The 21977-nt window shown below is 52.8% G+C and carries 20 protein-coding genes, 1 tRNA gene and 1 CRISPR repeat array; of the genes, 9 read left to right on the top strand and 12 right to left on the bottom strand.

Annotated features, from left to right (window positions below; translation table 11 throughout):
* Window positions 1–23 precede the first annotated feature (23 nt).
* A CRISPR array of direct repeats spans window positions 24–2720; the repeat unit is 32 nt; unit sequence GTTTCAATCCACGCGCCCGCGTGGGGCGCGAC.
* A gap of 178 nt (window positions 2721–2898) precedes the next feature.
* The 8 genes from cas2 to G465_RS0109625 all read right to left on the bottom strand — a co-directional run bounded on the left by cas2 (window position 2899) and on the right by G465_RS0109625 (window position 10978).
* Window positions 2899–3186, bottom strand: a complete 288-nt coding sequence (gene cas2 / locus G465_RS0109660) for a CRISPR-associated endonuclease Cas2 (protein WP_022654269.1) — start codon at window positions 3184–3186, stop codon at window positions 2899–2901.
* A gap of 9 nt (window positions 3187–3195) precedes the next feature.
* Window positions 3196–4236: a type I-C CRISPR-associated endonuclease Cas1c gene (gene cas1c, locus G465_RS0109655; protein WP_022654268.1), complete on the bottom strand. Its 1041-nt coding sequence runs from the start codon at window positions 4234–4236 to the stop codon at window positions 3196–3198.
* A 3-nt stretch (window positions 4237–4239) separates the two neighbouring features.
* A complete protein-coding gene (gene cas4 / locus G465_RS0109650; RefSeq protein WP_308417103.1) occupies window positions 4240–4884 on the bottom strand; it encodes a CRISPR-associated protein Cas4 in 645 nt (214 codons plus the stop codon).
* Complete coding sequence (gene cas7c, locus G465_RS0109645; protein WP_022654266.1) at window positions 4868–5752, bottom strand: type I-C CRISPR-associated protein Cas7/Csd2; 885 nt, start codon at window positions 5750–5752, stop codon at window positions 4868–4870. The genes cas4 and cas7c overlap by 17 nt, the downstream gene beginning before the upstream one ends.
* Complete coding sequence (cas8c, locus tag G465_RS0109640; RefSeq protein ID WP_022654264.1) at window positions 5749–7545, bottom strand: type I-C CRISPR-associated protein Cas8c/Csd1; 1797 nt, start codon at window positions 7543–7545, stop codon at window positions 5749–5751. Before cas8c ends, cas7c begins: the two co-directional genes overlap by 4 nt.
* Window positions 7542–8216: a type I-C CRISPR-associated protein Cas5c gene (gene cas5c / locus G465_RS0109635; RefSeq protein ID WP_022654263.1), complete on the bottom strand. Its 675-nt coding sequence runs from the start codon at window positions 8214–8216 to the stop codon at window positions 7542–7544. Before cas5c ends, cas8c begins: the two co-directional genes overlap by 4 nt.
* A gap of 32 nt (window positions 8217–8248) precedes the next feature.
* A complete protein-coding gene (locus G465_RS0109630) occupies window positions 8249–10486 on the bottom strand; it encodes a CRISPR-associated endonuclease Cas3'' (protein WP_022654262.1) in 2238 nt (745 codons plus the stop codon).
* Window positions 10487–10633: 147 nt separating this feature from the next.
* Window positions 10634–10978, bottom strand: coding sequence for a DMT family protein (locus tag G465_RS0109625; RefSeq protein WP_022654261.1), 345 nt, complete (start codon window positions 10976–10978; stop codon window positions 10634–10636).
* 68 nt (window positions 10979–11046) lie between these two features.
* Between G465_RS0109625 and G465_RS0109620 the strand changes: the two genes are divergently transcribed.
* The 9 genes from G465_RS0109620 (at window position 11047) to G465_RS14310 (ending at window position 20046) form a co-directional block, all read left to right on the top strand.
* Window positions 11047–11607, top strand: a complete 561-nt coding sequence (locus G465_RS0109620) for a peptidylprolyl isomerase (protein WP_022654260.1) — start codon at window positions 11047–11049, stop codon at window positions 11605–11607.
* Window positions 11608–11644: 37 nt separating this feature from the next.
* A complete protein-coding gene (locus G465_RS0109615; protein ID WP_022654259.1) occupies window positions 11645–12157 on the top strand; it encodes a peptidylprolyl isomerase in 513 nt (170 codons plus the stop codon).
* A 6-nt stretch (window positions 12158–12163) separates the two neighbouring features.
* Entirely contained in the window at window positions 12164–12901 is a 738-nt protein-coding gene (locus G465_RS0109610) for a UDP-2,3-diacylglucosamine diphosphatase (RefSeq protein ID WP_022654258.1), read from the top strand.
* Window positions 12902–12999: 98 nt separating this feature from the next.
* On the top strand, window positions 13000–15234 hold the full coding sequence (locus G465_RS0109605) for an ATP-binding protein (RefSeq protein WP_162138827.1): 2235 nt from the start codon (window positions 13000–13002) through the stop codon (window positions 15232–15234).
* Window positions 15203–15859, top strand: coding sequence for a response regulator transcription factor (locus G465_RS0109600; protein ID WP_022654256.1), 657 nt, complete (start codon window positions 15203–15205; stop codon window positions 15857–15859). The genes G465_RS0109605 and G465_RS0109600 overlap by 32 nt, the downstream gene beginning before the upstream one ends.
* A gap of 73 nt (window positions 15860–15932) precedes the next feature.
* On the top strand, window positions 15933–16814 hold the full coding sequence (locus tag G465_RS0109595; RefSeq protein WP_022654255.1) for an NAD kinase: 882 nt from the start codon (window positions 15933–15935) through the stop codon (window positions 16812–16814).
* A gap of 31 nt (window positions 16815–16845) precedes the next feature.
* Window positions 16846–18528 (top strand): DNA repair protein RecN, encoded by a 1683-nt coding sequence (gene recN, locus G465_RS0109590; protein ID WP_022654254.1) that lies wholly within the window; start codon window positions 16846–16848, stop codon window positions 18526–18528.
* Between the two features lie 16 nt (window positions 18529–18544).
* Window positions 18545–18634, top strand: a tRNA-Ser gene (locus tag G465_RS0109585).
* Window positions 18635–18810: 176 nt separating this feature from the next.
* On the top strand, window positions 18811–20046 hold the full coding sequence (locus G465_RS14310; RefSeq protein WP_022654253.1) for a tyrosine-type recombinase/integrase: 1236 nt from the start codon (window positions 18811–18813) through the stop codon (window positions 20044–20046).
* Between the two features lie 106 nt (window positions 20047–20152).
* Here G465_RS14310 and G465_RS15130 read toward each other — a convergent pair whose 3' ends face one another.
* From G465_RS15130 to G465_RS0109560, 4 genes are all read right to left on the bottom strand, one after another.
* A complete protein-coding gene (locus G465_RS15130; protein ID WP_022654252.1) occupies window positions 20153–20341 on the bottom strand; it encodes a hypothetical protein in 189 nt (62 codons plus the stop codon).
* A 249-nt stretch (window positions 20342–20590) separates the two neighbouring features.
* Window positions 20591–20818 (bottom strand): hypothetical protein, encoded by a 228-nt coding sequence (locus G465_RS15820; protein ID WP_155846530.1) that lies wholly within the window; start codon window positions 20816–20818, stop codon window positions 20591–20593.
* A gap of 83 nt (window positions 20819–20901) precedes the next feature.
* Window positions 20902–21657, bottom strand: coding sequence for a hypothetical protein (locus G465_RS14300; RefSeq protein WP_022654250.1), 756 nt, complete (start codon window positions 21655–21657; stop codon window positions 20902–20904).
* Window positions 21654–21977: integrase core domain-containing protein (locus tag G465_RS0109560; RefSeq protein WP_022654249.1), on the bottom strand; the 324-nt coding region annotated here is incomplete at its 5' end. The genes G465_RS0109560 and G465_RS14300, both read right to left, overlap by 4 nt.

Genomic DNA, 21977 nt, shown 5'->3' with positions numbered 1-21977 from the left:
CGCCTCAAGCCGCACTTGCTTGAGTTTCAATCCACGCGCCCGCGTGGGGCGCGACGGGTTACCGTGAAAGACGGTGTATCTTCGGTGTGTTTCAATCCACGCGCCCGCGTGGGGCGCGACTGGGGGCGCATCTACGATGGGCAACAAGTCGCACCGTTTCAATCCACGCGCCCGCGTGGGGCGCGACTGCCTGCGGCCACTCGCAGCATTCGCCTTGCTGGCGTTTCAATCCACGCGCCCGCGTGGGGCGCGACTGACCTGGTTTGATTTTCGACATCTTCCGGAGGTTGTTTCAATCCACGCGCCCGCGTGGGGCGCGACACAGGGCATGCAAAAGTTAAAAAGTTACCTAAAGTTTCAATCCACGCGCCCGCGTGGGGCGCGACAGATTATCGAGTACGCCGATTCATGGAAATTGCTCGTTTCAATCCACGCGCCCGCGTGGGGCGCGACCCTCTTTCTCCCCCGCCACCGCTGGCAGCTGGTTGGGGTTTCAATCCACGCGCCCGCGTGGGGCGCGACCGCCACCGCCGTGGCGGTTTTTTTGTGCCTAATCGCAACGTTTCAATCCACGCGCCCGCGTGGGGCGCGACAATCTAGCGAAACTCTCGCAGCAGATAGCTCAGAGTTTCAATCCACGCGCCCGCGTGGGGCGCGACCGTTGCCGGCGGTGTAATTCGCGACACGCCCGTAGATGTTTCAATCCACGCGCCCGCGTGGGGCGCGACGGGCACATTGAGTATCGCCCCCTCTCGTGGCAAGTTTCAATCCACGCGCCCGCGTGGGGCGCGACCGGAATTGCTGCATTGCTTGAATGATCGATTGCAAGTTTCAATCCACGCGCCCGCGTGGGGCGCGACGCAAAAACAAGACGCTAACCGTCAGCGTGAAATAGTTTCAATCCACGCGCCCGCGTGGGGCGCGACGTTCGAATAAATCCACATCGGGTTACATCGTCCTGTTTCAATCCACGCGCCCGCGTGGGGCGCGACGCCGCTTGCCAAAATGCTCAGCCACCACCAAAGACGTTTCAATCCACGCGCCCGCGTGGGGCGCGACCGGTTAACGGGTTTCCTATTGATGTTCGGCATGTCGTTTCAATCCACGCGCCCGCGTGGGGCGCGACGCGGTTGTTCGCGCTTTTATCAACAACCGTGATGTTTCAATCCACGCGCCCGCGTGGGGCGCGACCTGATTATGATTCACGGGCCGTCAGGCATTGGCAGTTTCAATCCACGCGCCCGCGTGGGGCGCGACCGTGGACGTACACCACGGCACAAGGCGGTAACGTAGTTTCAATCCACGCGCCCGCGTGGGGCGCGACCTTAACCCAACCAACGAAGCTGAAAAGCTGTTTAAGTTTCAATCCACGCGCCCGCGTGGGGCGCGACTGGGCGCGCAACTCATCACACCGCGCACGGGGACGGGTTTCAATCCACGCGCCCGCGTGGGGCGCGACCTGATTAGCAGACGAGCCAACAAGCCAAATCGGAGTTTCAATCCACGCGCCCGCGTGGGGCGCGACATCTTGACGCGCGCACTCTCGAAAACGTCCGCGATGTTTCAATCCACGCGCCCGCGTGGGGCGCGACCGCAAGAGTACCACTCGTTCAAAGTCGAAATGCAGTTTCAATCCACGCGCCCGCGTGGGGCGCGACAGTTGATTGATCACATCAAGCCCACCGAAACGGGTGTTTCAATCCACGCGCCCGCGTGGGGCGCGACCAGACGTCAGAAAAAGCGTTGACCGGCCATGGATGTTTCAATCCACGCGCCCGCGTGGGGCGCGACGGTATTAGCGAATCAGGGTTGAGAGCTAGGATTAGTTTCAATCCACGCGCCCGCGTGGGGCGCGACTGGGCGTCCAGTTCGCGTTGATGTGGGCGAGGGCAAGTTTCAATCCACGCGCCCGCGTGGGGCGCGACGATAACGGCCCACAATAGACCATCGTTAGACAGGTTGTTTCAATCCACGCGCCCGCGTGGGGCGCGACGGGAATCTGTGTCTGTTGTTGGAGCCGCTGGAGCAGTTTCAATCCACGCGCCCGCGTGGGGCGCGACCATACGGACCAAATGCAATTGATGTTGTTGGTGTCGTTTCAATCCACGCGCCCGCGTGGGGCGCGACATAGGCTTCATCAATGACTCGGATAGGTGAATGTAGTTTCAATCCACGCGCCCGCGTGGGGCGCGACTCTGTCACAAACACCGATGGTCACGCGGTCATCATGGTTTCAATCCACGCGCCCGCGTGGGGCGCGACGAGACAAGTTAATCGCGTCTTTTAATTTACGACATGTTTCAATCCACGCGCCCGCGTGGGGCGCGACTTAAGGCGCGGATACTCAATAAATGGTGCGACAAGTTTCAATCCACGCGCCCGCGTGGGGCGCGACCTTTTAGCGAGTTTTGAGAAAAGGTGAGAAAATGTTTCAATCCACGCGCCCGCGTGGGGCGCGACATGCGCTAAAAATTAAGTCACTGATTGAAGTTTCAATCCACGCGCCCGCGTGGGGCGCGACTTGCTGATATTGACCAGCGTAATTTAATTAAAAATGTTTCAATCCACGCGCCCGCGTGGGGCGCGACTTGATGGCGTGTCTGTCGATACTTTGAGAGATGTGTTTCAATCCACGCGCCCGCGTGGGGCGCGACGATAAGCGTAGGTTACTGTCGGATTGCCCATGTTGTTTCAATCCACGCGCCCGCGTGGGGCGCGACTGTTCGCTTATAACGTATTCATTCCAAAAATAAAAGAGATGTGTTTTTGCGAACATGTTTTACACAAATAGTTAATTTCTCCTCCCCATCCTCTACCTAAAAAAATAAGCATTAAAATTCAATGCATTATCAATCTGCGAATCACTCAGGATTTATCCGGTCACTTACGGTTCGCAAATTAAAGAATCAGTGGCCCATTCAGATCAAGCACAGGTTTAGCACCAACATGCTCAACACGATCTTGCCAATTTTTGCCCAAATAATAGAAACGCAAACTGTCCACTTCTGGGTCGATCAGCCCACACAGCCGATTTTTGAGCATCGCCCACTGCGCCGGATCAACCTCGATCTCGAACACTGAATATTGGGCACGTTGGCCATAATCGAGACAAGCACGGGCAACACGGCGTAGGCGGCGGGCGCCGTCGCCTTCGGTACTCACGTCATAACTCACTAAAACCATCATGGGCAGCGCTCACTTCCAAATGAAAGGTGGGTAGGCATCCAAATCACCGCGCAGATGCCGCGCCAGCAACTGTGCCTGAATAAACATGAATAGACCGAGCGGTGCCGCTTCCTCCAGAAACCCATGGCGCAGCGTTTCGCGCTTGCGTTCCTGATAGGCGATCAGCACAGTTTTACGCGCCTCATCGCGCAACAGTACGGCACCGTTGTCCATAAACTGAAAGTCATGGGCAGTCAGTTGCTTGCGATTGATCAATGACAGTGCCAGTCGGTCGGCTAAAACAGGGCGGAATTCTTCGACCAAATCTAAAGCAAGGCTTGGCCGTCCGGGTCGATCACGGTGCAGATAGCCGACAGCAGGGTCAAGGCCAACGGTTTCCAGTGCTGAACGGCAATCGTGGGTTAGCAGCGTGTAAAGAAATGACAGCAAGGCATTGACAGGATCGAGCGGTGGTCGGCGGCTGCGTCCCTTGAAACGTAAGGCAGGATCTGGCACACGGATTAGATGGTCAAATACTTTGAAATAGGCATTCGCCGCTTCACCTTCCAGTCCACGTAGCACATTCACTTCTTGTTCGAACAGCAAACGGTCGGCAATCTGTGCCAATCGCTTGTGAGTGATTTCCAGTGCCGTACGTGCCTCTTGCGCCAACTTGTCACCATGATCGCGCAGAGCACGCCCGATCACAGCACGCTGGTTATACACCTTACCGACCAGAAAATTAGCGACGATGGCGGCACAGCTAGCTGGATTGTCGCTGCGCCGGTACTGCTCGCGGCGCAACAGCACGTTGCCAGATACCGGCCCTTCGACGCGAGCGAGAAACTTACCGTTGGGCGTTAGGTAACTGATGCAGATGCCTTGTTCGGCGCAGTAGCCCAGCAGCGGCGGCGATACCAATACCCGACCGATACACACTAGACTTTCGAGCATGTGCACCGGAATCCGGCCGCGAATCTCACCGTCAATTTCCATGACGATGTTGGCACCATCCTTCCGTAACCAAGCCCCTTCTGATGACACGTACAGGGTGTTGAGTTGCCGGCGCATGATTCAATCCTTGAGTTGTTGCCGCAGCCACTGGCCGACGGTCTGTTTGCGCCCCAGCAAACGCGGCTGGCACAGCTCGATCAATGAGCAAGCGTCACAACGTTTAGGCTGGTATTGCGCCACAGGGGTATCCTGCCCGTCCAGCAGACTGCGGGTGGCGGTGATGGTGTCAAGGGTCAGACTGCGTAGGGCAGAATCAAAGGTAACCGCTTTGCGGCGGTGGGTTTGTCCATAAAACAATGCCCCCTCAGGCACAGTCCGTCCCAGCATCTCCTCCAGACACAACGCCTGCGCGCACAGTTGGACCTCATCAGCACGATGCGCCTTCGGCCTGCCACGTTTGTACTCAACAGGGAAGGGCCGTTCACCGTGAAACTCGACCACATCGGCAATGCCGCTGATGCCCAACGCACGGCTCGCCAGTGGCATGGCGGTTGCAGTGCGTATTCCATGACGCAACTCGGTCTGCGGCTGATCGGCATGCTGGTGCAGTAGGCGGCCTTCGGCGGTCTGCCGGTTTTCCTCCCACTGCTGTTCAACATGGATCAGCGCGCACTGGCGCGGACAGTACAAATAATGCTGAAGGGCGGACAGCGGGATTAGGTCATCGTCTTCCATGCCCGCCTCCACCTTACAAGACTTCCTCAATCGTAACGCCCGTCGGCAAGCCATCACGGTCGATACTGACTTCATAATCGGCAAAGCTGCGTGCTGGTGTATCGGCTTCACCTTCAACACGCTGCACTTTCACCAGATCGAACAGCTTGTGCGCTGGTGCATTGCCCATCGGGTGGTCATGCTTGAACACGATCAGTTTGCGCGCCGCCATCTCGCCACGCGCAGCCGAGCGGTCGTGCTCGAACATATTGATTAGTGCACGCCACAGCAATTCGAGATCACCCTCGGAAAAACCCGTGCGCTCGGCCAGCTTGGCAGAGATGAAACCGTGGGCGCGGTACAAGCCATAGGGAATAATATGCTTGCGGCCCATCGTGCGTTCTTTTTCGAGATCTTTCTCATTGGTGACTGCCATGCGAGTGATCGACACCTCCAACGGGATCACCGGATCAATCGACGTGGCGAAAGCGAGTTGAATCGGGCCGCGCACCTGTCCGGCATTGACTTCGGTGGTCATCACCGCACCGAAGGCGCGCACATCGAAGAAGTTGGCACACATCCAGCGCGTCAGCTCATGGGCCTTTGCTTCATCTTTCGGCAGCTTCTTGGCCTCCGGCTCGATACCAAGCGCGGCATAGGCTTGTTTGTGTTGATTGTTCAACACGGATTTTTCTTGCATATAGATGACATAACCTTGTTCTGGCTTGCCCTCGGCATCAGCCTTCTCCAACGCCACATAATTACGAATCTTGCGTTTCAGACAAACATCCGTTACCAAACCTTGGTTGGTTTCTGGGTCGAGACGCGGCATATTGCCGGCATCTGGGTCGCCATTTGGGTTGCCATTGGTCACATCAAACAGATAAACAAATTCATAACGGTTAGCGATGGCGCTCATTCTGCTGCTCCTTGCTCGGTGGATTCGGTGGTGTCGGCGTCTTCGTCCTTGCTGTGGCCGAAACGGGCTTGAGACTGGTGGTAATAGCCAATGGCAAAACGGCCCTGATCTTCCAGCCGCAAGCTACGCGGGAACTGTGGCGGCAGGCCGTCGATGATCTCGCTGATTTCCTTCTCCAACGTAACCGCCAGCCCTGGCTTTTCCTTACGCACCTTGGACAGGTGATTCTGCGTATTACGCAGCAACATCGGGAACACGGTCGCAGGGGTGGCGGAAGCCGCTCCGTAATAACGATCACGGATGGTGGCGTTGACCTTACCGCCTAGCGCATGATGTTGAGCACTTTCCAGCACCGCAAACAACCGGCCCAGCCGGTAGCCGGGGTTGCTGGCTTCTTTATCAAGACTCATAGGGATCTCCTCGTTAATACCTTTGACACCAAGGCGCAAATCACGCGCCAAAACGGCTTTACAGAGTGCGACCCGTGTGCCGGAAATATCGCCGTCGGCACGCAGGCGCATGATGATGGTGTTGAGCAGGCTGCGCGGATAGCGGCTGCCGGTCAGGATGGCACGGGTCAGCTCGCCAGCCAGTTGCGGCGGAATGTCCTCGGCCTTACTTTTTCCATCGCGGCTGGGCGCGGTGGCATGCAATAAGCGCCACATGGCTGGTTCAGTCTTCCAAGGCAGCGGCTCCAGCGCCAAATCCTGAAAATGCTCGGCCAGCCGGCGGGCAAAGTTACCGAGGCTGTCAGTCTCCCAAAAACGAATCGACAGCCGCGAAGCATTCGGAGACAAGCCCAACACATAGATCCGAGTATCATCCTCCAACTCTGGGCTCAGCTCGCGCAAAGCACGTCCGTTAGCCACCTTATCCAGTGCCTGACGCAAATGCTCGGTTTCAGAGACATCATCAGCAGGCGGATCAAGCATTTCCCAGAATAGCGTTTCCGCCGCGTCTGCCTGTGCAGCATTGGCGGCCTCGGCCCAGAACACCACACTGGCATCACCGATTTGCAAGCGCTGGTGGTTGCTGTCATCGCGGCGCAACAGGTGGTTAAGCACTGTGGTATAGGCAAAGGCGGCCTGTTCGGACACTGGCGCGTTGTCACCCTGCGCTTTGCCATAGGAGCTGAACGACTCTAAGTTGAAAGAGACGATAGAGGCCCCAGAGCTTTGTGCGCCGTTCACACCTTTGATCGCCGGATGTAGTCGTGCCAGCGGTTGACGCTGTCCGGTCACCAAACACATGCCTTCCTTGCTATCTGCACCAGCCTGCAACCGGCTCCAAATGGCTTGTGCTGCTGGTGTGTCGTGTAGGTATTGCATTTGACCATCAAGGCGGAACACCAGATTACTGTCGAGCATCTCGGCATTGAACAATGGTGGCTGAAATTGCTCGGGTGTCCACTGCTGTAGGAACTTCAGTAGGGCTTGCAAACTGGGATCGGTGTTATCCGCAAGCAGATTGCAATGCAATTCCTTGAAAGCCTGATGCTCTTGCGCTGAACGCCCGCCCTCCTTGGCACTGACGCCCAGCACATAACTGGTTTTGTCCCAAAGAAAGTTGGATTTCACGCCAGAGGTACGCTTTTCCGGCTGCGGTGCGCTGATCAGTTTGGGTTGTAGCTTCTTACCTACCTGCACGCGAACATCCTGCACATCGACCAGTTCACCTGCCGATGACAACACTAGCACATAGCTGATTTTTTCCTGACTGTAGCCTGGTAAGGCAATCCCAACACCCTGCGTCAGTAGCCGCTGGTAATAGTCATTGAGTGCTTGAAGAATCATGCTTTGACCTCCTCGCTGTTCCAAGCAGGTACCTCAATCACTCCATCACACATCACAGCACGAAAGAAGCGCGGCGTCATGTCGTGGGCAAAATCAATGTCGTGCAACATCCAACCTAGCTCACGCTCGCCCAGCAGATCAGCATGAACCGCCGGCAACAGAGTATCCGGCTCGATCAGCTCGAAACTAGCGGGAAACTCACGCACCCCCAGACAAGGCGCGTGGAAATACTGCCCCTTGCGCGCACGGCGATTGAAAATATCTAAGTGCTTGCCTTCCGAATCGCCAACATCGGCTTTGGCGGTCAGCTCGAAGTGCGCTTCGACCACATAGGCCACATCGCGTAACACGGTCGCGGCTCGTTGCTGGCGATCTTCGTCAGCCAGCGTAATCAATCCATCCGTTCGGCCAGCTTTTATTGCCTTACTGACACTGGCTGCCGACAACTTACCGCCCACCTCGTTGCGGCGGATCGACTCAAAGCGAATCGGGTTGATGACATGAATACGATCCACCACCCAGCGAATGGCCGGCTTCCAGTGGATAGCTTCAAGAATGCCCCGCGCTGCCGAAGGCGTGATGACATCGTAGGAGACACGCTCCACCTTCATTTCTGGCCGAGTGAAGCAAGCACGCTCACCCCAAACTTTCAAGCGAATTCCATAGGCCATGAACCCTCCTTTTTTTGATTAGCATCGAGTCCTCACCAACATGTGCTTTCATTGCACTTAAATGTTGGATTATCCCAACTCAACCCACATTGATTATGATAAATATCAATGCTATCCAAAACCATAAACTGCTCACCATAACGCTCGGGTGCCACCGGCTGAATAGCACCGACTTTCAGTAAGGCTTCATAGCCCTGACGAGGTAACTGCACGATATAGGACTGCAACTGCCGCGCTAGCACTAAGGGCAGTTCACCTCCGTCTTTAGGAGATCTAATATCCTTTAGGACGGCGTTTGCCATCTCATCAAATGGAATAATCACCGGACACTGTACGCTATCAATCATGCGGAATTTATCGGCCAGCATCTCAAACGGAATCCCCTCCAGCCGCTGGCTTTCGATCTGCGCCAGCAAGTCGGCTTTATCCAGTTCGCGTTCACCCTTCTGCCAATACAGTTGCTGAAAATAGCGGGTGATAGCCTCGGGTGCCAACGGATCGCCGCAGGTGTTGCGGAGCACCTCGCGGGCGGCCTGAGCGAACTGCTGTAGCTCTTGCGGAGCCTTCCAATCTGGGTTTTCAGTTTGGAACACCAACACCTCGCTAGCCTCCAGTGCTCGTTTCCCCTCGCGGTTGCAGCGCCCTGCAGCTTGGGCAATCGAATCCAGCCCAGCTTCGGCGCGTAGCACGCAAGGAAAATCCACATCCACTCCAGCCTCAATCAGCGAAGTGGCGACCAACCGACACGGCAAGCCATCACGCAGGCGCTGACGCACTTCGGCCAGCACCTCGCTGCGGTGACGAGCGCACATCAGGGTGGTCAAATGGCGCGCACCTTCCAAACCAGCTATTGACTCGTACAGCGCACGGGCATGACGGCGGTTGTTGACGATACACAGCACCTGTTCACGCGCCGCCATCTGCTGCTGCAACGCCTCATCGCTGAGGATGCCCACCTGCCGAATCTGCACCCGTGCCAGCTGCTGGAACAGTTGAGGGGGATTCGGTGCTAATTCACGCACCCCTTGCAGTCCACCCTTAAATTGCGGTGCCTGCAACGCCGGTTGGGTTGCGGTGCAAAGCACGGGGCTGCAGCGGTAGTTAAGCGCCAGTTCGTCAATGACAGTCATGCAGGGACGTAGCAGTTTCAGCGGCAAGGTCTGCGCTTCGTCGAGGATAATCACACTGCCGGCAATGTTATGCAGCTTGCGGCAACGTGATGGGCGGTCGGCGAACAAGCTCTCAAAGAACTGTACCGCCGTGGTAACGATGATCGGAAAATCCCAGTTTTCCATCGCGAGCCGCAGCTTGTCGCGCGCCTGCCGGTCTTTGCTACGGTCGTCATTGAAGGCGCTGTGATGTTCCAACACCGCCTGTTCGCCGAATTGGCCCAGCGCCTGCTGGAATACAGCGGCGTTTTGTTCAACGATGCTAGTGAAAGGAATCACGTAGATGATGCGGCGCAAACCGTGACGGATGGCATGGTCCAGCGCGAAGGCCAACGAAGCCAGCGTTTTGCCACCGCCGGTCGGCACCGTCAGTGAAAACAGCCCCGGTGGACATTCTGCCTGCTGGCGTACATGGGCGAGAATGTCAGCACGAATGCGGTTGACTGAAGAATCAGCGCGAAAGCCTGCTAGATAATCGTCCAGCGCCGCACGTAGTTCGGTCAGCGCCGGCGGTTGGTGGGAACGCAGTGATGAGCGGTGTTCGATGCGGTTGTAGAAAGCTTCGGTATCGAGAAAATCGGCATCGACCAGACAGGAAAACAGCATGCGGGCCAGAAAGGCTTGTTGAAAAACTACACGCTCCTTGCGTGGGTTCACGGGCGGAAATTTCAGCTGCGATTTATCCGGCAGGCTGATTTCTTCCTGCCACTGATCCACCAGCACCGGCAAATCCTTCCCCTTGAGCCGCTCTTCCAACGTGCTGCGCTTACCGAGGTCGCGGCCGTTGGCCAAGCCAGCGTGGTGGCCGGCAATGCCATAGGCCAGCAAGCGCCCTACCACCGGGCCATAACGCTCAACCGCCAGCATCGCGCCACGGGTGGAATGATCGACGCGAATCAGGTCGCCATTGATACGACGCTGGAACTCATCAGTGTACTTGCCGATGTCGTGCAATAGGCCGGCAATCTGCGCCAACTGTTGCCCGCCAAAGGGGGCGGCACGTTCGGCAGCCAGTTGACCGACAGATTGCAGATGCTCATGGAGAAGCTGCCAGTCTGTTTTATTTTTGTCAGAACCAGAATGTGCAAAAAATGGTTTCATTTTTGATGTCAAAGATTTTTTGAAATCTCAACATCATACATTGCCATTCTTTTGACCTCAATATACCAAAAGAGTAAAACAAATAAATACTGTTAAAACAGAGACAAACAGCAAGATGTCATACGGTCAGATGAGTTGGTTTTCTTTTCAAGACCGGAACATAAAATACACTGCCCCCAACATACACAACCCAGCCCAAACAAAATCCCACTTAAATGGCTGATTCATATAAAAAATTGAGAAAGGGATAAACACCAAAAGGGTCATGACTTCTTGGATGATTTTTAGTTGGGCTAGGCTCAGGACAGTGAAACCAATGCGATTGGCAGGGACTTGCAACAGGTATTCAAACAAAGCAATCCCCCAACTTGCAAAGGCAGCAATATACCAAGGCGAAGTGGATAAATTTTTTAGATGGCCATACCAAGCGAAAGTCATAAAGACATTCGAGGCCAATAACAACAGTAAAGTGTAGGTAATCGGTGACGACATTTGCGAATTTTGCTCAAAGGCTGTGATAACATCCAGCGCGCAAGTATAACCTTAAGGCTGAGTCCACAATGCGTCGTTTTCTGTTCGCCCTCGGCATTTGCTGTAGCAGCATGGCGTTTTCTGCCCCCACAGTCGAATTCAAAACCAATCAGGGCACTATCCAAGTTGAACTTGATTCAGCGCGTGCTCCGAAAACCGTCGCCAACTTTTTACAATATGTTAAAGAGGGGCACTACAACGGGACTTTGTTCCACCGTGTGATTGACGGTTTTATGATTCAAGGGGGGGGCTTTGATGCGCAATTCCGTGAAAAACCCACCCGCGCCCCCATTGCTAATGAAGCAGCCAATGGCTTAAAAAATGAGCCCGGCACCCTTGCGATGGCCCGCACCCAAGACCCTCACTCCGCCACCGCACAATTTTTTATCAATGTAGCGGGGAACGATTTTCTGAATCATCGGGCCCCTAATGTGCAAGGCTATGGTTATGCGGTGTTTGGCCGAGTCACCAAAGGTATGGACATAGTCAACCGCATTGCCAAGGTCAAAACCGGCCAAAAAGGGATGCACGCCGACGTGCCAGTCAACCCTGTAGTGATTGAACAAGCCCAGATTCTCAAAAGCGAATAATCTGTTTTTGATGACTTTTTTGATAGGAATACCGATAATGATTCGTCTGACTACTAATTTTGGTGTCATCACCTTGCAACTGTTTGCAGATAAAGCCCCTGCTACCGTCGCTAATTTTGAACAATATGTGAAAGATGGCCACTACGACGGTACCGTTTTTCATCGTGTTATCAATGGCTTTATGATCCAAGGCGGTGGTTTTGAAGCAGGGATGTTGCAAAAGCCCACCCGCGAACCGATTGCAAACGAAGCCAACAATGGCCTGAAAAACAAGGCTTATACCATTGCGATGGCTCGCACCAACGCCCCTCACTCGGCTACCGCCCAATTCTTTATCAATGTCGTTGACAATGAATTCTTAGACTTCAAAAACGAATCGTCGCAAGGTTGGGGCTATTGTGTTTTTGGTGAAGTAGTCGAAGGCCGTGATGTGGTCGATAGCATCAAATCGGTGAAAACCTCGCGCAAAGGGATGCACCAAGATGTCCCAGTAGAAAATGTCATCATTGAAAAAGCCGAGTTGATTACCGACGCGCCAGCAGCAGAATAAACCCGCGTGCGTACGCTGTTTATCGCAGATCTCCATTTAGGGCCGGATACTCCGGCCCTAAATGCCTTATTTACGGCCTTTTTGCAGCGCCATCGTGGGCAATGTGCCGCGCTGTATATCTTGGGAGACCTGTTTGAATACTGGATTGGCGATGATGATTTAACCCCATTAAATTGTCAGTTAATTGCCGAAATGGGGAAGTTCGCTTATCACACCCCCCTGTTTATTATGCGTGGCAACCGTGATTTTCTACTCGGTCAACGGTTTAGCGAGTTAACCGGCGCCACGCTGCTGGAAGACCCCAGCGTAATAATTTGTCAGCAACACCGCGTGCTGTTATCACACGGCGATGCTTGGTGTACTGACGACCTCGCTTACCAACGCTACCGGCGAAAAATCCGCCAACCTTGGCGATTAGCGTTACTGCGCCGTCTACCGCTATCGTTCCGCCAACAACTGGCAGAAAAACTGCGCCAGCGCAGCCAACAACATAAACGTGACAGCACTGCCCAGATTATGGATGTCAATCCCACCGCGCTGGAACAAAGCTGGCAACAACATGCGGCAGATTATCTGATTCACGGCCATACCCACCGCCCACGTCATCATCAGCATCAAATTGGCTCGCGGCTGTTATCACGGTGGGTCATTCCAGATTGGTATGACAATACAGGCGGCTATTTGGCCATGGATAACGGGCAGATCACTCGTTATCAAATGACAATAAGCAATGTTATCAAATGACAATAAGCAATGACGAAAAATTATTAGAAACCCTCTTGCCGAACAAGGATTGCTGATGTCATCATTGGCGCATGACAAACTTCTCTTTCATGACAATCATGCGACGTAAACTACGCCGTATGGTGTTAACCCTCTATCGTTTGCCATCACGGTGGCGAATGGTGGCGTTTTTGAGTTGGTTAGTCGGGGGGTTATTGGTTGGTGTGGTCTATGGCTATTGGCAATGGCAGGCATGGGAAGAACGTTTTAATAAAGAGAGCGAGCTGATTGCCAGCCATATCGAAATTCAACTGCGACAGAATGAGCATGTACTCAATAGCATCGTGGGTCTGTTTCAAAGTTTGCGCGTTATCGACTTAGAGGATATTCGGCAATATGCCGCCCACCTATTAAAACCGCATCCTCAGCTACAGTCGTTTGAATTTGTCTCACCCGTGCCCTACCAGCTGCGGCCACAGTTTGAAATGTCATGGTCGATTTTGTACCAACAACCGTTTCATATCCGCGAATTTCATTTTGGTGAAAAACAGCCGTGGCGCATTGCCCCCGATCGCGCACTCTATGCACCTATCGTATTTCGTGAGCCGCCCGAGAAACAATATCCGTTTATTATCGGCTTAGATTTACTACAACATCCAATTTTGCAACGTACCGTGGCCCGTGCCTTACGCCACCCCAATCCTGTCACCTCAGGCGGCTTTGTGTCGATTCAAGGCCGCTATTCATACATGCTGATGCAAGCTATTAGCACCGATAACATCATTCATCCGATACAAGGGGCGGAACAGGCCATTGTGGTTTTGTTAGTGGATAGCCGAAAATTGATCGAGAGCAGCACCCGCAAATCGAATTTAGGCGTTACGCTCACCATGCGGCACACGGACAGTAAAGAGTCGATGGTTCACCCGCTGTATCAATCCAAAGCCACTGAGTACAGCTATACGTGGTTGCCACAATTTCAAAAAACCTTGGGCCTTCCCAGCGAAAGTCAGCCCTTTGTGTTGGATGTGTCGTGGCAAACACGCTGGCAACATGCGCAATGGACGTATCTATTATTTGGCTGGGCAGTGGTTTGGGCAGCGTGTTTCTTTTTAATGCGTGGGATTTTGCAAAAACAGCGTACCCTGCGCCAGCAACAACAAGCCGAAGCCTCGCTGCGTCGGCAACGTGAACTCGCCAAGGTCACATTAGAGGCCATCGGTGATGGTGTCATCACCTTTAACCGGCAACAACAAGTCGAATATATCAACCCGATTGCTTGTCAGCTATTGCAACTGGATGAAGGCAAAGCCTTAGATAAACTACTGCAAGAGCTATTTACCATCCGCACACAATCGAATGCTCTACCGGATAACCTATTTGCTTATTGCTTACAGGAAGCAAAAGCAATTGAGTTTGGCGAAAATGCGCGTTTACAACGACAAGGCCAGACCTTATTACATGTAGAAGGCATGATTTCACCGCTGTTTTCTAATGAAAAACGGGTGCGGGGTGGCGTGCTCACGTTCCGCAACATTGGCCCAGTGCGGCAACGTGCGATGGAGGCCCTCGCCGCCAGCGAACAGCGCATTCGTGAGCATGAAGTGCAACTGGCCCACGTCGGTCGTCTGCATACGATGGGCGAGATGGCCTCGGGGATTGCGCATGAAATTAACCAACCCCTTTCTGCCATCTTGAGCTATAGCCAAGCCTGTTTGCGTTTGTTGGACGAGCCCGAAGAAGACATTGAGATTAACCAGCTACAACGCGCCATGCAGGCGATTGCCAACCAAGCGCAACGCGCTGGTAGCATTATTCATCGTCTGCGGCAATTTATTACCCGCCGTCCGGTCAAAATCCAAGCCATTTCACTCAATCAAATCGTCGGTGATGTTTTAGAGTTAGCCGATCATGAACTACAAAGAAAACAAGTGAAAGTGCAATGCCACTTAGCACCCGATTTGCCATTGGTAATGGCCGACTCGATTCAATTAGAACAAATTGCACTCAATTTGTTACGCAACGGCATGGATGCGGTGGAGTTTATGGGACACCTCGGCGAACTCACCCTTCACACCAGCACCGACAATGATATGGTACGACTGTCTATTTCTGATAATGGCAAGGGAATTGCAAAGGGCGATTTTGAAAAACTGTTCCAGCCCTTTTTCACCAATAAAGCAAGTGGCATGGGCCTAGGATTGACCATTTGTCAGACCATCGCGCAATCGTTTGGGGGCAGCTTAAAAGCACAAAACTTGCCACATGGCGGCGCAAACTTTATCTTGTCGCTTCCTATTGCCTCTATGAATCAAAACAACTATGGACACCACACCCCACACCCCAACCCCTAGCCAAGCGCAACAGCCGATTGTCTATTTGGTCGATGATGATCCGGCGGTGTTAGATTCGCTGTCGATGTTGTTGCGCTCCAACGGCCTTGAAGTCATTGCCTACGATTCTCCCGAAGTTTTTTTATCCACCTACAACCAGCACCACGATCACCAAATTGCCTGCGTGATCTTAGACTTACGGATGCCCTTGTTTTCTGGGCTTGATGTGCAAAAAATTTTACAGTTGGCCAATGCCGATTTGCCTATCATCTTTATTACTGGGCATGGTGATGTTGAACAATGTGCGGTGGCATTCAAAAATGGCGCGGTGGATTTCTTAACCAAACCAATTGACGAGCGTGCTTTGCTCAAAGCGATTGATACTGCGCTGCAACACAGCATCGAAAAACATCGCCAAGAAGCAGCCCATCAAGAAGTCGAAACCAAACTCTCTCGCTTATCACCGCGTGAACGTGAAGTGTTTAAGCAGGTCATGCAAGGCGCTTCGAGTAAGCAAATTGCTTCGGTGTTGCAAGTCTCCTCACGCACCATTGAATCACACCGCGCCAGCTTATTTGACAAACTAGAATGCCATTCCCTCGCCCAGCTGATCCGCACCTATGGCCATGCGCTTGATCTTGCCTAAGACAAAATGAAATCGGCGGCAGCTTCTTCTGCCGCCCTAGAACCGATGTTTTATATAGGCGCACGATATTTTTATGAACCGTCTTTTTTCTACGATTGGTTTGATTGCACGACACAGTCGGCCAGAAGTCGCGCAATCTCTCCTGCAACTCGCCGCGCACTTAGACCAACAAGGTTTGCGCGTTGTCATCGACCGTGATACCCAACAAGACCCCCTGCTTGCCGCCAGCGCCTACCCGCAAGTAGAACGGGCGTTGTTAGGCAGCTGCATTGATGTGGCAGTGGTGTTGGGGGGTGATGGCACCATGTTGTCAGTCGCACGCCATCTCGCTCCCTATAAAGTCCCACTCATCGGTGTGAATCAGGGGCGATTGGGGTTTATGACAGATATTCCCTTACATGAAATGCAGAGTACAGTCAGCGCCATCTTGCGTGGTGACCACTGCCCAGAAGAACGGATGTTGTTGTCCTGTACCATTGTGCGCGAGGGGCAACAAATCGCCCACAGTCTGGCCCTCAATGATGTGGTATTTAGCCGAGGGGCGACAGGCGCGATGATTGAGTTTGAGGTGTTTGTCGATCAACAATTTGTCTATAGCCAACGCTCAGATGGTTTAATCGTCACCACACCGACCGGATCAACCGCCTATTCTCTTGCCGCCGGTGGGCCGATTCTCCACCCTACGGTATCGGCTATCGCTTTGGTGCCGATTTGTCCGCAGTCGCTGTCCAATCGCCCGATTGCCATCAACGATCAAAGTGTGGTGACGGTGATCATGACCCGAACACAAGATGCACGGGTGCATTTTGATGGTCAAGAACATCATGCGCTGCAAGACCTCGATCAGGTGGTGATCCAGCGTTACCCTAATACCATGCGTTTTTTACATCCGCTCGATTACAACTATTACGATATGCTGCGGCACAAGCTACATTGGGGCGAGCGCCTGTTATAACTTTTCCATTGTTTTTCTGTTTGCTGAAGCCATGCTACTCAATCTTTCTATTCGTCACTTTGTTATTGTCGATCAACTGGAATTGGAATTTGACCGTGGATTCACGGTTTTAACCGGCGAAACCGGCGCCGGTAAGTCAATTTTGCTCGATGCACTCGGCTTGTTATTGGGTGGGCGCGGCGAGGGCAATTTAGTCCGCCACGGTGCGCCCCGTGCCGAACTCGCGGCGCGTTTTAACATTCATGGGGTGGATGAATTACAGCAATGGCTGAAAGAACAGGCATTGGAGAATGAAGAAAACGAATTGTTATTGCGGCGGGTGATTGATGCGGCAGGTCGTTCAAAAAGCTTTATCAATGGCCAAGCCGTTACCCTAGCCCAGCTCAAAGCCGCAGGCAGTTTATTGGTCGAAATTCACGGCCAGCACGCCCACCAAGGCTTATTAAAAAGCGACATCCAGCGGCAGTTGCTTGATGCTTACGCCGGTGCTGTCGATACCGCTACCGATTTGAAAAGCGTGTGGCAACAATGGCAACACATCAAGGCACAACGCCTTGAGGCTGAACAACATGCGGCTGATTATGAATCGGAACGAGAGCGTTTAGATTGGCAGTTGCAAGAGCTGGCCGAACTAGCCTTGCAAGAAGGCGAATGGGAGCAGTTGTCGCAACAACACAGCCGCCTCGCTCATGCAGCCGAATTATTAGAAAGTGCCGAACAAGCTCGCTATACCCTTGCCGAGGGGGAGCACAATAGCCTTGCGATGTTGGCACAAGTGCAAACCCGATTAGGACGCTTGGCCCACTTCGATAGCCGTATCAATGACACTTTATCGTTATTGGCCTCGGCAGAAGCTGAATTACAAGAAGCGGTGTATGCCTTGCGGGCGTATGTTGATGATGTAGAACAAGATCCATCCGAGCTACAGCGTTTAGAGCGCCGGATCGAGAAACTGCATGATATGGCGCGCAAATATCGCACCCGACCAGAAGAATTGCCGGCGGTTGAACAACGTCTGCAACTCGCCCGCGCCGCCTTAGAACAACGGGCCCAACCGGAGGCACTGCGCGAAGAAGAAGCCAAACTCGAAAAAGCCTATCAAGAGATTGCCGAGCAGCTATCACGGCTGCGACAACAAGCTGCCCCACAGTTGGCAGCACGGGTTGAAGCCGAGATGCAAAGCTTGGCAATGGGCGGAGCACGTTTTGCCATTGAGCTTTCTGCCTGCGCCAGCCCGACAGCGTATGGTTTAGAACAGGTGGAATATCTGGTGTCTGCTAATGCTGGCATGAGCTTACGACCGCTCGCTAAGGTCGCCTCTGGTGGTGAACTGTCTCGTATCAGCTTGGCACTACAAGTCGTCACCAGCCGCCTTGCCGCTGTTCCAACCTTGATTTTTGATGAAGTGGATGTGGGGATTGGTGGGCGAGTGGCGGAAATTGTCGGTAAGAAACTGCGCCAGTTGGGACAACATTATCAAGTGTTATGTGTCACGCATTTGCCACAGGTTGCCGCCTGCGGCGCACAGCATTGGCAAGTCAGTAAACACACCGATCATGCGGCCACATTTAGCCAAATTCATGTGTTAAACCATGCAGAACGGACGCAGGAAATTGCACGGATGTTAGGCGGTGAACACCTCACGGCCGCCACTTTGCAACATGCCGAGGAAATGTTGTTGCAGTCTAGACAACATGCTGAAAATCTCGTATGATGCGCGTCTCTTTAGCGGAAGTGTGGCAGAGCGGTTTAATGCAACGGTCTTGAAAACCGTCGAGGGTTCGCGCCCTCCGTGAGTTCGAATCTCACCACTTCCGCCACTCAGCCTCAACGAAGGCGTGAAGTAAGCAACACACCACAACAGCAAACCCTGTAAAATCATGGTTTTGCTGTTTTTTTTTGCCTACAAAGACAACAATCCGCAACCGTGCGCAACAGAGGCAATCAGCACAGTTGTAGGCATTTTTGTAGGCATCTTAAAAAACGGGGGTGTAGGATGCCTACAAAATCGCTGACAGACGCGCGCTGCAAGGCTTTCAGACCATTGCCCGATAAAGATCAGAAGGTCTTTGATGGGGGTGGTTTGTTCCTGTTTATCTCAAAAACAGGCAGCAAGATTTGGCGCATGGCGTATCGTTTTAACAACAAGCCAAAAACCATCAGCTTCGGTCCTTATCCAGAAATTTCTCTCTCTCTTGCTCGACAACACCGAGACTCTGTCAAGGCTATGATCGCTAATGGGATTGACCCTATGGCAGAGCGACAAGCAGCACCTAAGAAGGTGGTGACTTTTCGAGAGGCTTATACCCGATATTGGGATGGTCGGCATGATGTGTCTGATGGGTATAAGAGGAATGCGCTCCGAGGTCTTGAGATGCATCTAAGGGCATTGTGCGAAAAGGATGTTGGTTCGATCTCGCGTCAGGATTTGATTGCCGAGCTGAATAGGATGAATGAGGCTGGGTTGTTTGTGTATGTACGGCGAGTTCGGATGTGGGCGGGGCAGGTGTTTGATTGGGCTGTTGAGCAGGGTTTCATGTTGTCTAACCCTGCGGCGATGATTGACCCGAGGAAAGCATTTGGGAAAGCTAAAAGCCGGAGTTTTGCGGCGCTTGAGTTAAGTGATGTCCCTGCCTTTATGCAGCGTTTGTCTCTTGAGACGCCGACTTTGCAGAGTGTGTTGGCTTGCCGGATGTTGGCTTATACGTGGGTGCGCACTAATGAGCTGCGGATGATGCGTTGGGATGAGATAGATTTGGATGAGGGTATCTGGTTGATACCGGCGGGCAAGATGAAGCGGGCGCGGGATCATGTTGTGCCGTTGCCAAGGCAGGCGATTGAGATTTTGCAGCACATGAAGATGAGATGCCGTGGTAGTGGTTATGTGTGGCCGAATGAGCACACGATCACACGGCCGATGTCCGAGAATGCGGTTTTGTATTTGATTCGTCGGATTGGTTTTGGTGGGATTATGACCGGCCATGGGTGGCGGTCGGTGGGCAGTACGTGGGCGAATGAGCAAGGCTACAATCCTGATGCGATTGAGATGCAGCTTGCTCATACGCCAACGAATAAGACTCGGGCTGTTTATAATCGTGCAAGGTATTTAGATGTGCGCCGTGAGATGTTGCAGGCGCACGCTGATTGGCTGTATTTATGCACGGTTCGGTGGGATGTTGATACCCGCTTTGTGCAGCGTAGAGGTGAGCCAGCCTTGCGTCTTGAGGCTTAGGTCGATGTCCGGCGGTGGTACTTTGCCTTCTTTGATCCAGCGCCGGACGGTGTTTGTTGTGACTCCCATTTTTTTGGTGAAGTCTGGCCGCCAGATGATTTGGTCATCACTTGTAAGCATGGTTTTTCCTTTTCATTGGTTGAACGGTGATGCTGACGTCTCCTGTTGTTTCAGGCATCGAAAGTGCTTGTTTGCTGGCATCTACTGATGTTTCAGCAAATATGGTTTTGGTGATGTAGCGTGTGCGGTTTGCGATTGGGCAACGTTTTTCGATTTTTACTTCATACTGTTGCATGGTCGAATTCCCCTGGTTCGAGTAGGACTCCCACAATTGATTGGGTGAGGATCTCTTTTGAGCTGGTGGTTTTGCTGTTGAGCGGGGCGAGGTTGGCGAAGAGGTGTCCGGTTGGGTATTGGTCCACGATGACACCTAGACGGCCTGTGTGGTGGCCTTTTTTGACACGGATTTTTTGTAGTAATTCTTTGCACATTTTTTGTGCTCCAGTAAAGTAAAAACCCCGCACTGGGCGGGGTTTGAGGGTTGTTAAAACGCTAATTGGCTACGAGAACATCGATCTCTCACTACGTCTGCTGTGATCCTGCCGTCAGACAGTCGAGGGAATGAGCCGATGTCTTGGTAGTATTGCATGCCGCGTTTGATACATTGCTGCATCTCTTGCATTGCTTCTTCGTCGGTTTTTCCGCCAGAATCAATACAAAAGGCAAGCGTGACGCCAGCAACAAATAACAGAAAAATAGTTGTTAGGTTCAAGGTGTTCCCTTCTTAATTAAAGGGAATTATGTTATGCGAAACACACGCCTAATGACTACTGGCACATTTTGTGAAGTTTTTAGCTATGCCGCGTGTTTCAGGTGGTGGTTAGCATTGGCAACTGATTGAATGTGCAGCATGATGGCGCGGCAGATAGCAGGAAAGTCTTCTTCGTGATAGAGCTTTGTTGATCCTTTGGTTTGAGGCTCAAAGCCAAGGGCACGAAGGAAATCTGCTGTCACGCTGAATCCGAGGCGGTCGTTAATTACTCCTAGTTTTAATGTTGGATTGCGGTTGTTGGGTGTGACCTGTTCAGGGATAGGTCTCGTTAACGCTACCTCTACTGGTTCGGGTTGTTGGAGTGTGGGGCTGGTTTGTTGTACCGTTGCCAGCTTTTCGATCTCTTCTTGCCGGATGCGTTCTCGCTCGGCTTCTAGGCGTTCAGCTTCGGCTTTTTTGTGGGTCTCAATTCGGTCTGCAATGGTTAGTTTGAAGTCTTCCATTGGTTTAAGAATGAGCTGTTGTAAATCAACAAATAAGCCTAAATAACCTGCTGCATTTTCTCGATACCAAGCAAGTTTTTCGCGTACAGCCTTGGCATGAGCATCGGCTTCTATCTTTGCAGAAGCTAGGGCAGTGTCGAGGGCGTTTTGGATGCTGCTCAACGTTTTAAGACCTTTAATCTCACCACCGAAGTTTGGGCGTTGCACAATCAGTTGCACGCCGAAGATTTCTGACTGCAGCTGTGCAATGTGGTCTGAGAAAAGTTGATTTACCTTTTCTACCTTCTCGATGCGGATGCTTTCTTTGCGCTGTTTGACGAGCTTTGTAACGGTCAAATTTTTTCGGACAGAGAGATAGGTTGTGTGTTTGCCATATTCTGTTCGTAGACAGCTGGGGGCAAATAACCCAGAGTTGAATGCAATCGCAGGTTGTTGTAGAACGTCACGATGTAATCAGCGATATCGCGGATGGCCTCGTTGTGGTTGGCGTAGTCGCGTTGCCAGACGCGTTCCATCTTCAGATTGAGGAAGAATCGCTCCATGACGGCGTTGTCCCAACAATTGCCCTTGCGGCTCATGCTCAGTCGTAACCCGTGCTGTTGCAGCAAAGCCTGATGGGCTGCGCTGGCGTATTGGCTGCCACGGTCGGTATGCAC

Source organism: Aquaspirillum serpens DSM 68 (genome assembly GCF_000420525.1).
Taxonomy (GTDB): Bacteria; Pseudomonadota; Gammaproteobacteria; order Burkholderiales; family Aquaspirillaceae; genus Aquaspirillum; species Aquaspirillum serpens.
This window is presented reverse-complemented; position numbering and strand designations above follow the sequence as displayed.

Bases quoted from the DNA above. Each gene is read 5' to 3' on its own strand.
- cas2 (WP_022654269.1), bottom strand. From the start codon at position 3,186: ATGATGGTTTTAGTGAGTTATGACGTGAGTACCGAAGGCGACGGCGCC.
- cas1c (WP_022654268.1), bottom strand. From the start codon at position 4,236: ATGCGCCGGCAACTCAACACCCTGTACGTGTCATCAGAAGGGGCTTGG.
- cas7c (WP_022654266.1), bottom strand. From the start codon at position 5,752: ATGAGCGCCATCGCTAACCGTTATGAATTTGTTTATCTGTTTGATGTG.
- cas8c (WP_022654264.1), bottom strand. From the start codon at position 7,545: ATGATTCTTCAAGCACTCAATGACTATTACCAGCGGCTACTGACGCAG.
- cas5c (WP_022654263.1), bottom strand. From the start codon at position 8,216: ATGGCCTATGGAATTCGCTTGAAAGTTTGGGGTGAGCGTGCTTGCTTC.
- G465_RS0109630 (WP_022654262.1), bottom strand. From the start codon at position 10,486: ATGAAACCATTTTTTGCACATTCTGGTTCTGACAAAAATAAAACAGAC.
- G465_RS0109625 (WP_022654261.1), bottom strand. From the start codon at position 10,978: ATGTCGTCACCGATTACCTACACTTTACTGTTGTTATTGGCCTCGAAT.
- G465_RS0109620 (WP_022654260.1), top strand. From the start codon at position 11,047: ATGCGTCGTTTTCTGTTCGCCCTCGGCATTTGCTGTAGCAGCATGGCG.
- G465_RS0109615 (WP_022654259.1), top strand. From the start codon at position 11,645: ATGATTCGTCTGACTACTAATTTTGGTGTCATCACCTTGCAACTGTTT.
- G465_RS0109605 (WP_162138827.1), top strand. From the start codon at position 13,000: ATGCGACGTAAACTACGCCGTATGGTGTTAACCCTCTATCGTTTGCCA.
- G465_RS0109600 (WP_022654256.1), top strand. From the start codon at position 15,203: ATGGACACCACACCCCACACCCCAACCCCTAGCCAAGCGCAACAGCCG.
- G465_RS0109595 (WP_022654255.1), top strand. From the start codon at position 15,933: ATGAACCGTCTTTTTTCTACGATTGGTTTGATTGCACGACACAGTCGG.
- recN (WP_022654254.1), top strand. From the start codon at position 16,846: ATGCTACTCAATCTTTCTATTCGTCACTTTGTTATTGTCGATCAACTG.
- G465_RS14310 (WP_022654253.1), top strand. From the start codon at position 18,811: ATGCCTACAAAATCGCTGACAGACGCGCGCTGCAAGGCTTTCAGACCA.
- G465_RS15130 (WP_022654252.1), bottom strand. From the start codon at position 20,341: ATGCAACAGTATGAAGTAAAAATCGAAAAACGTTGCCCAATCGCAAAC.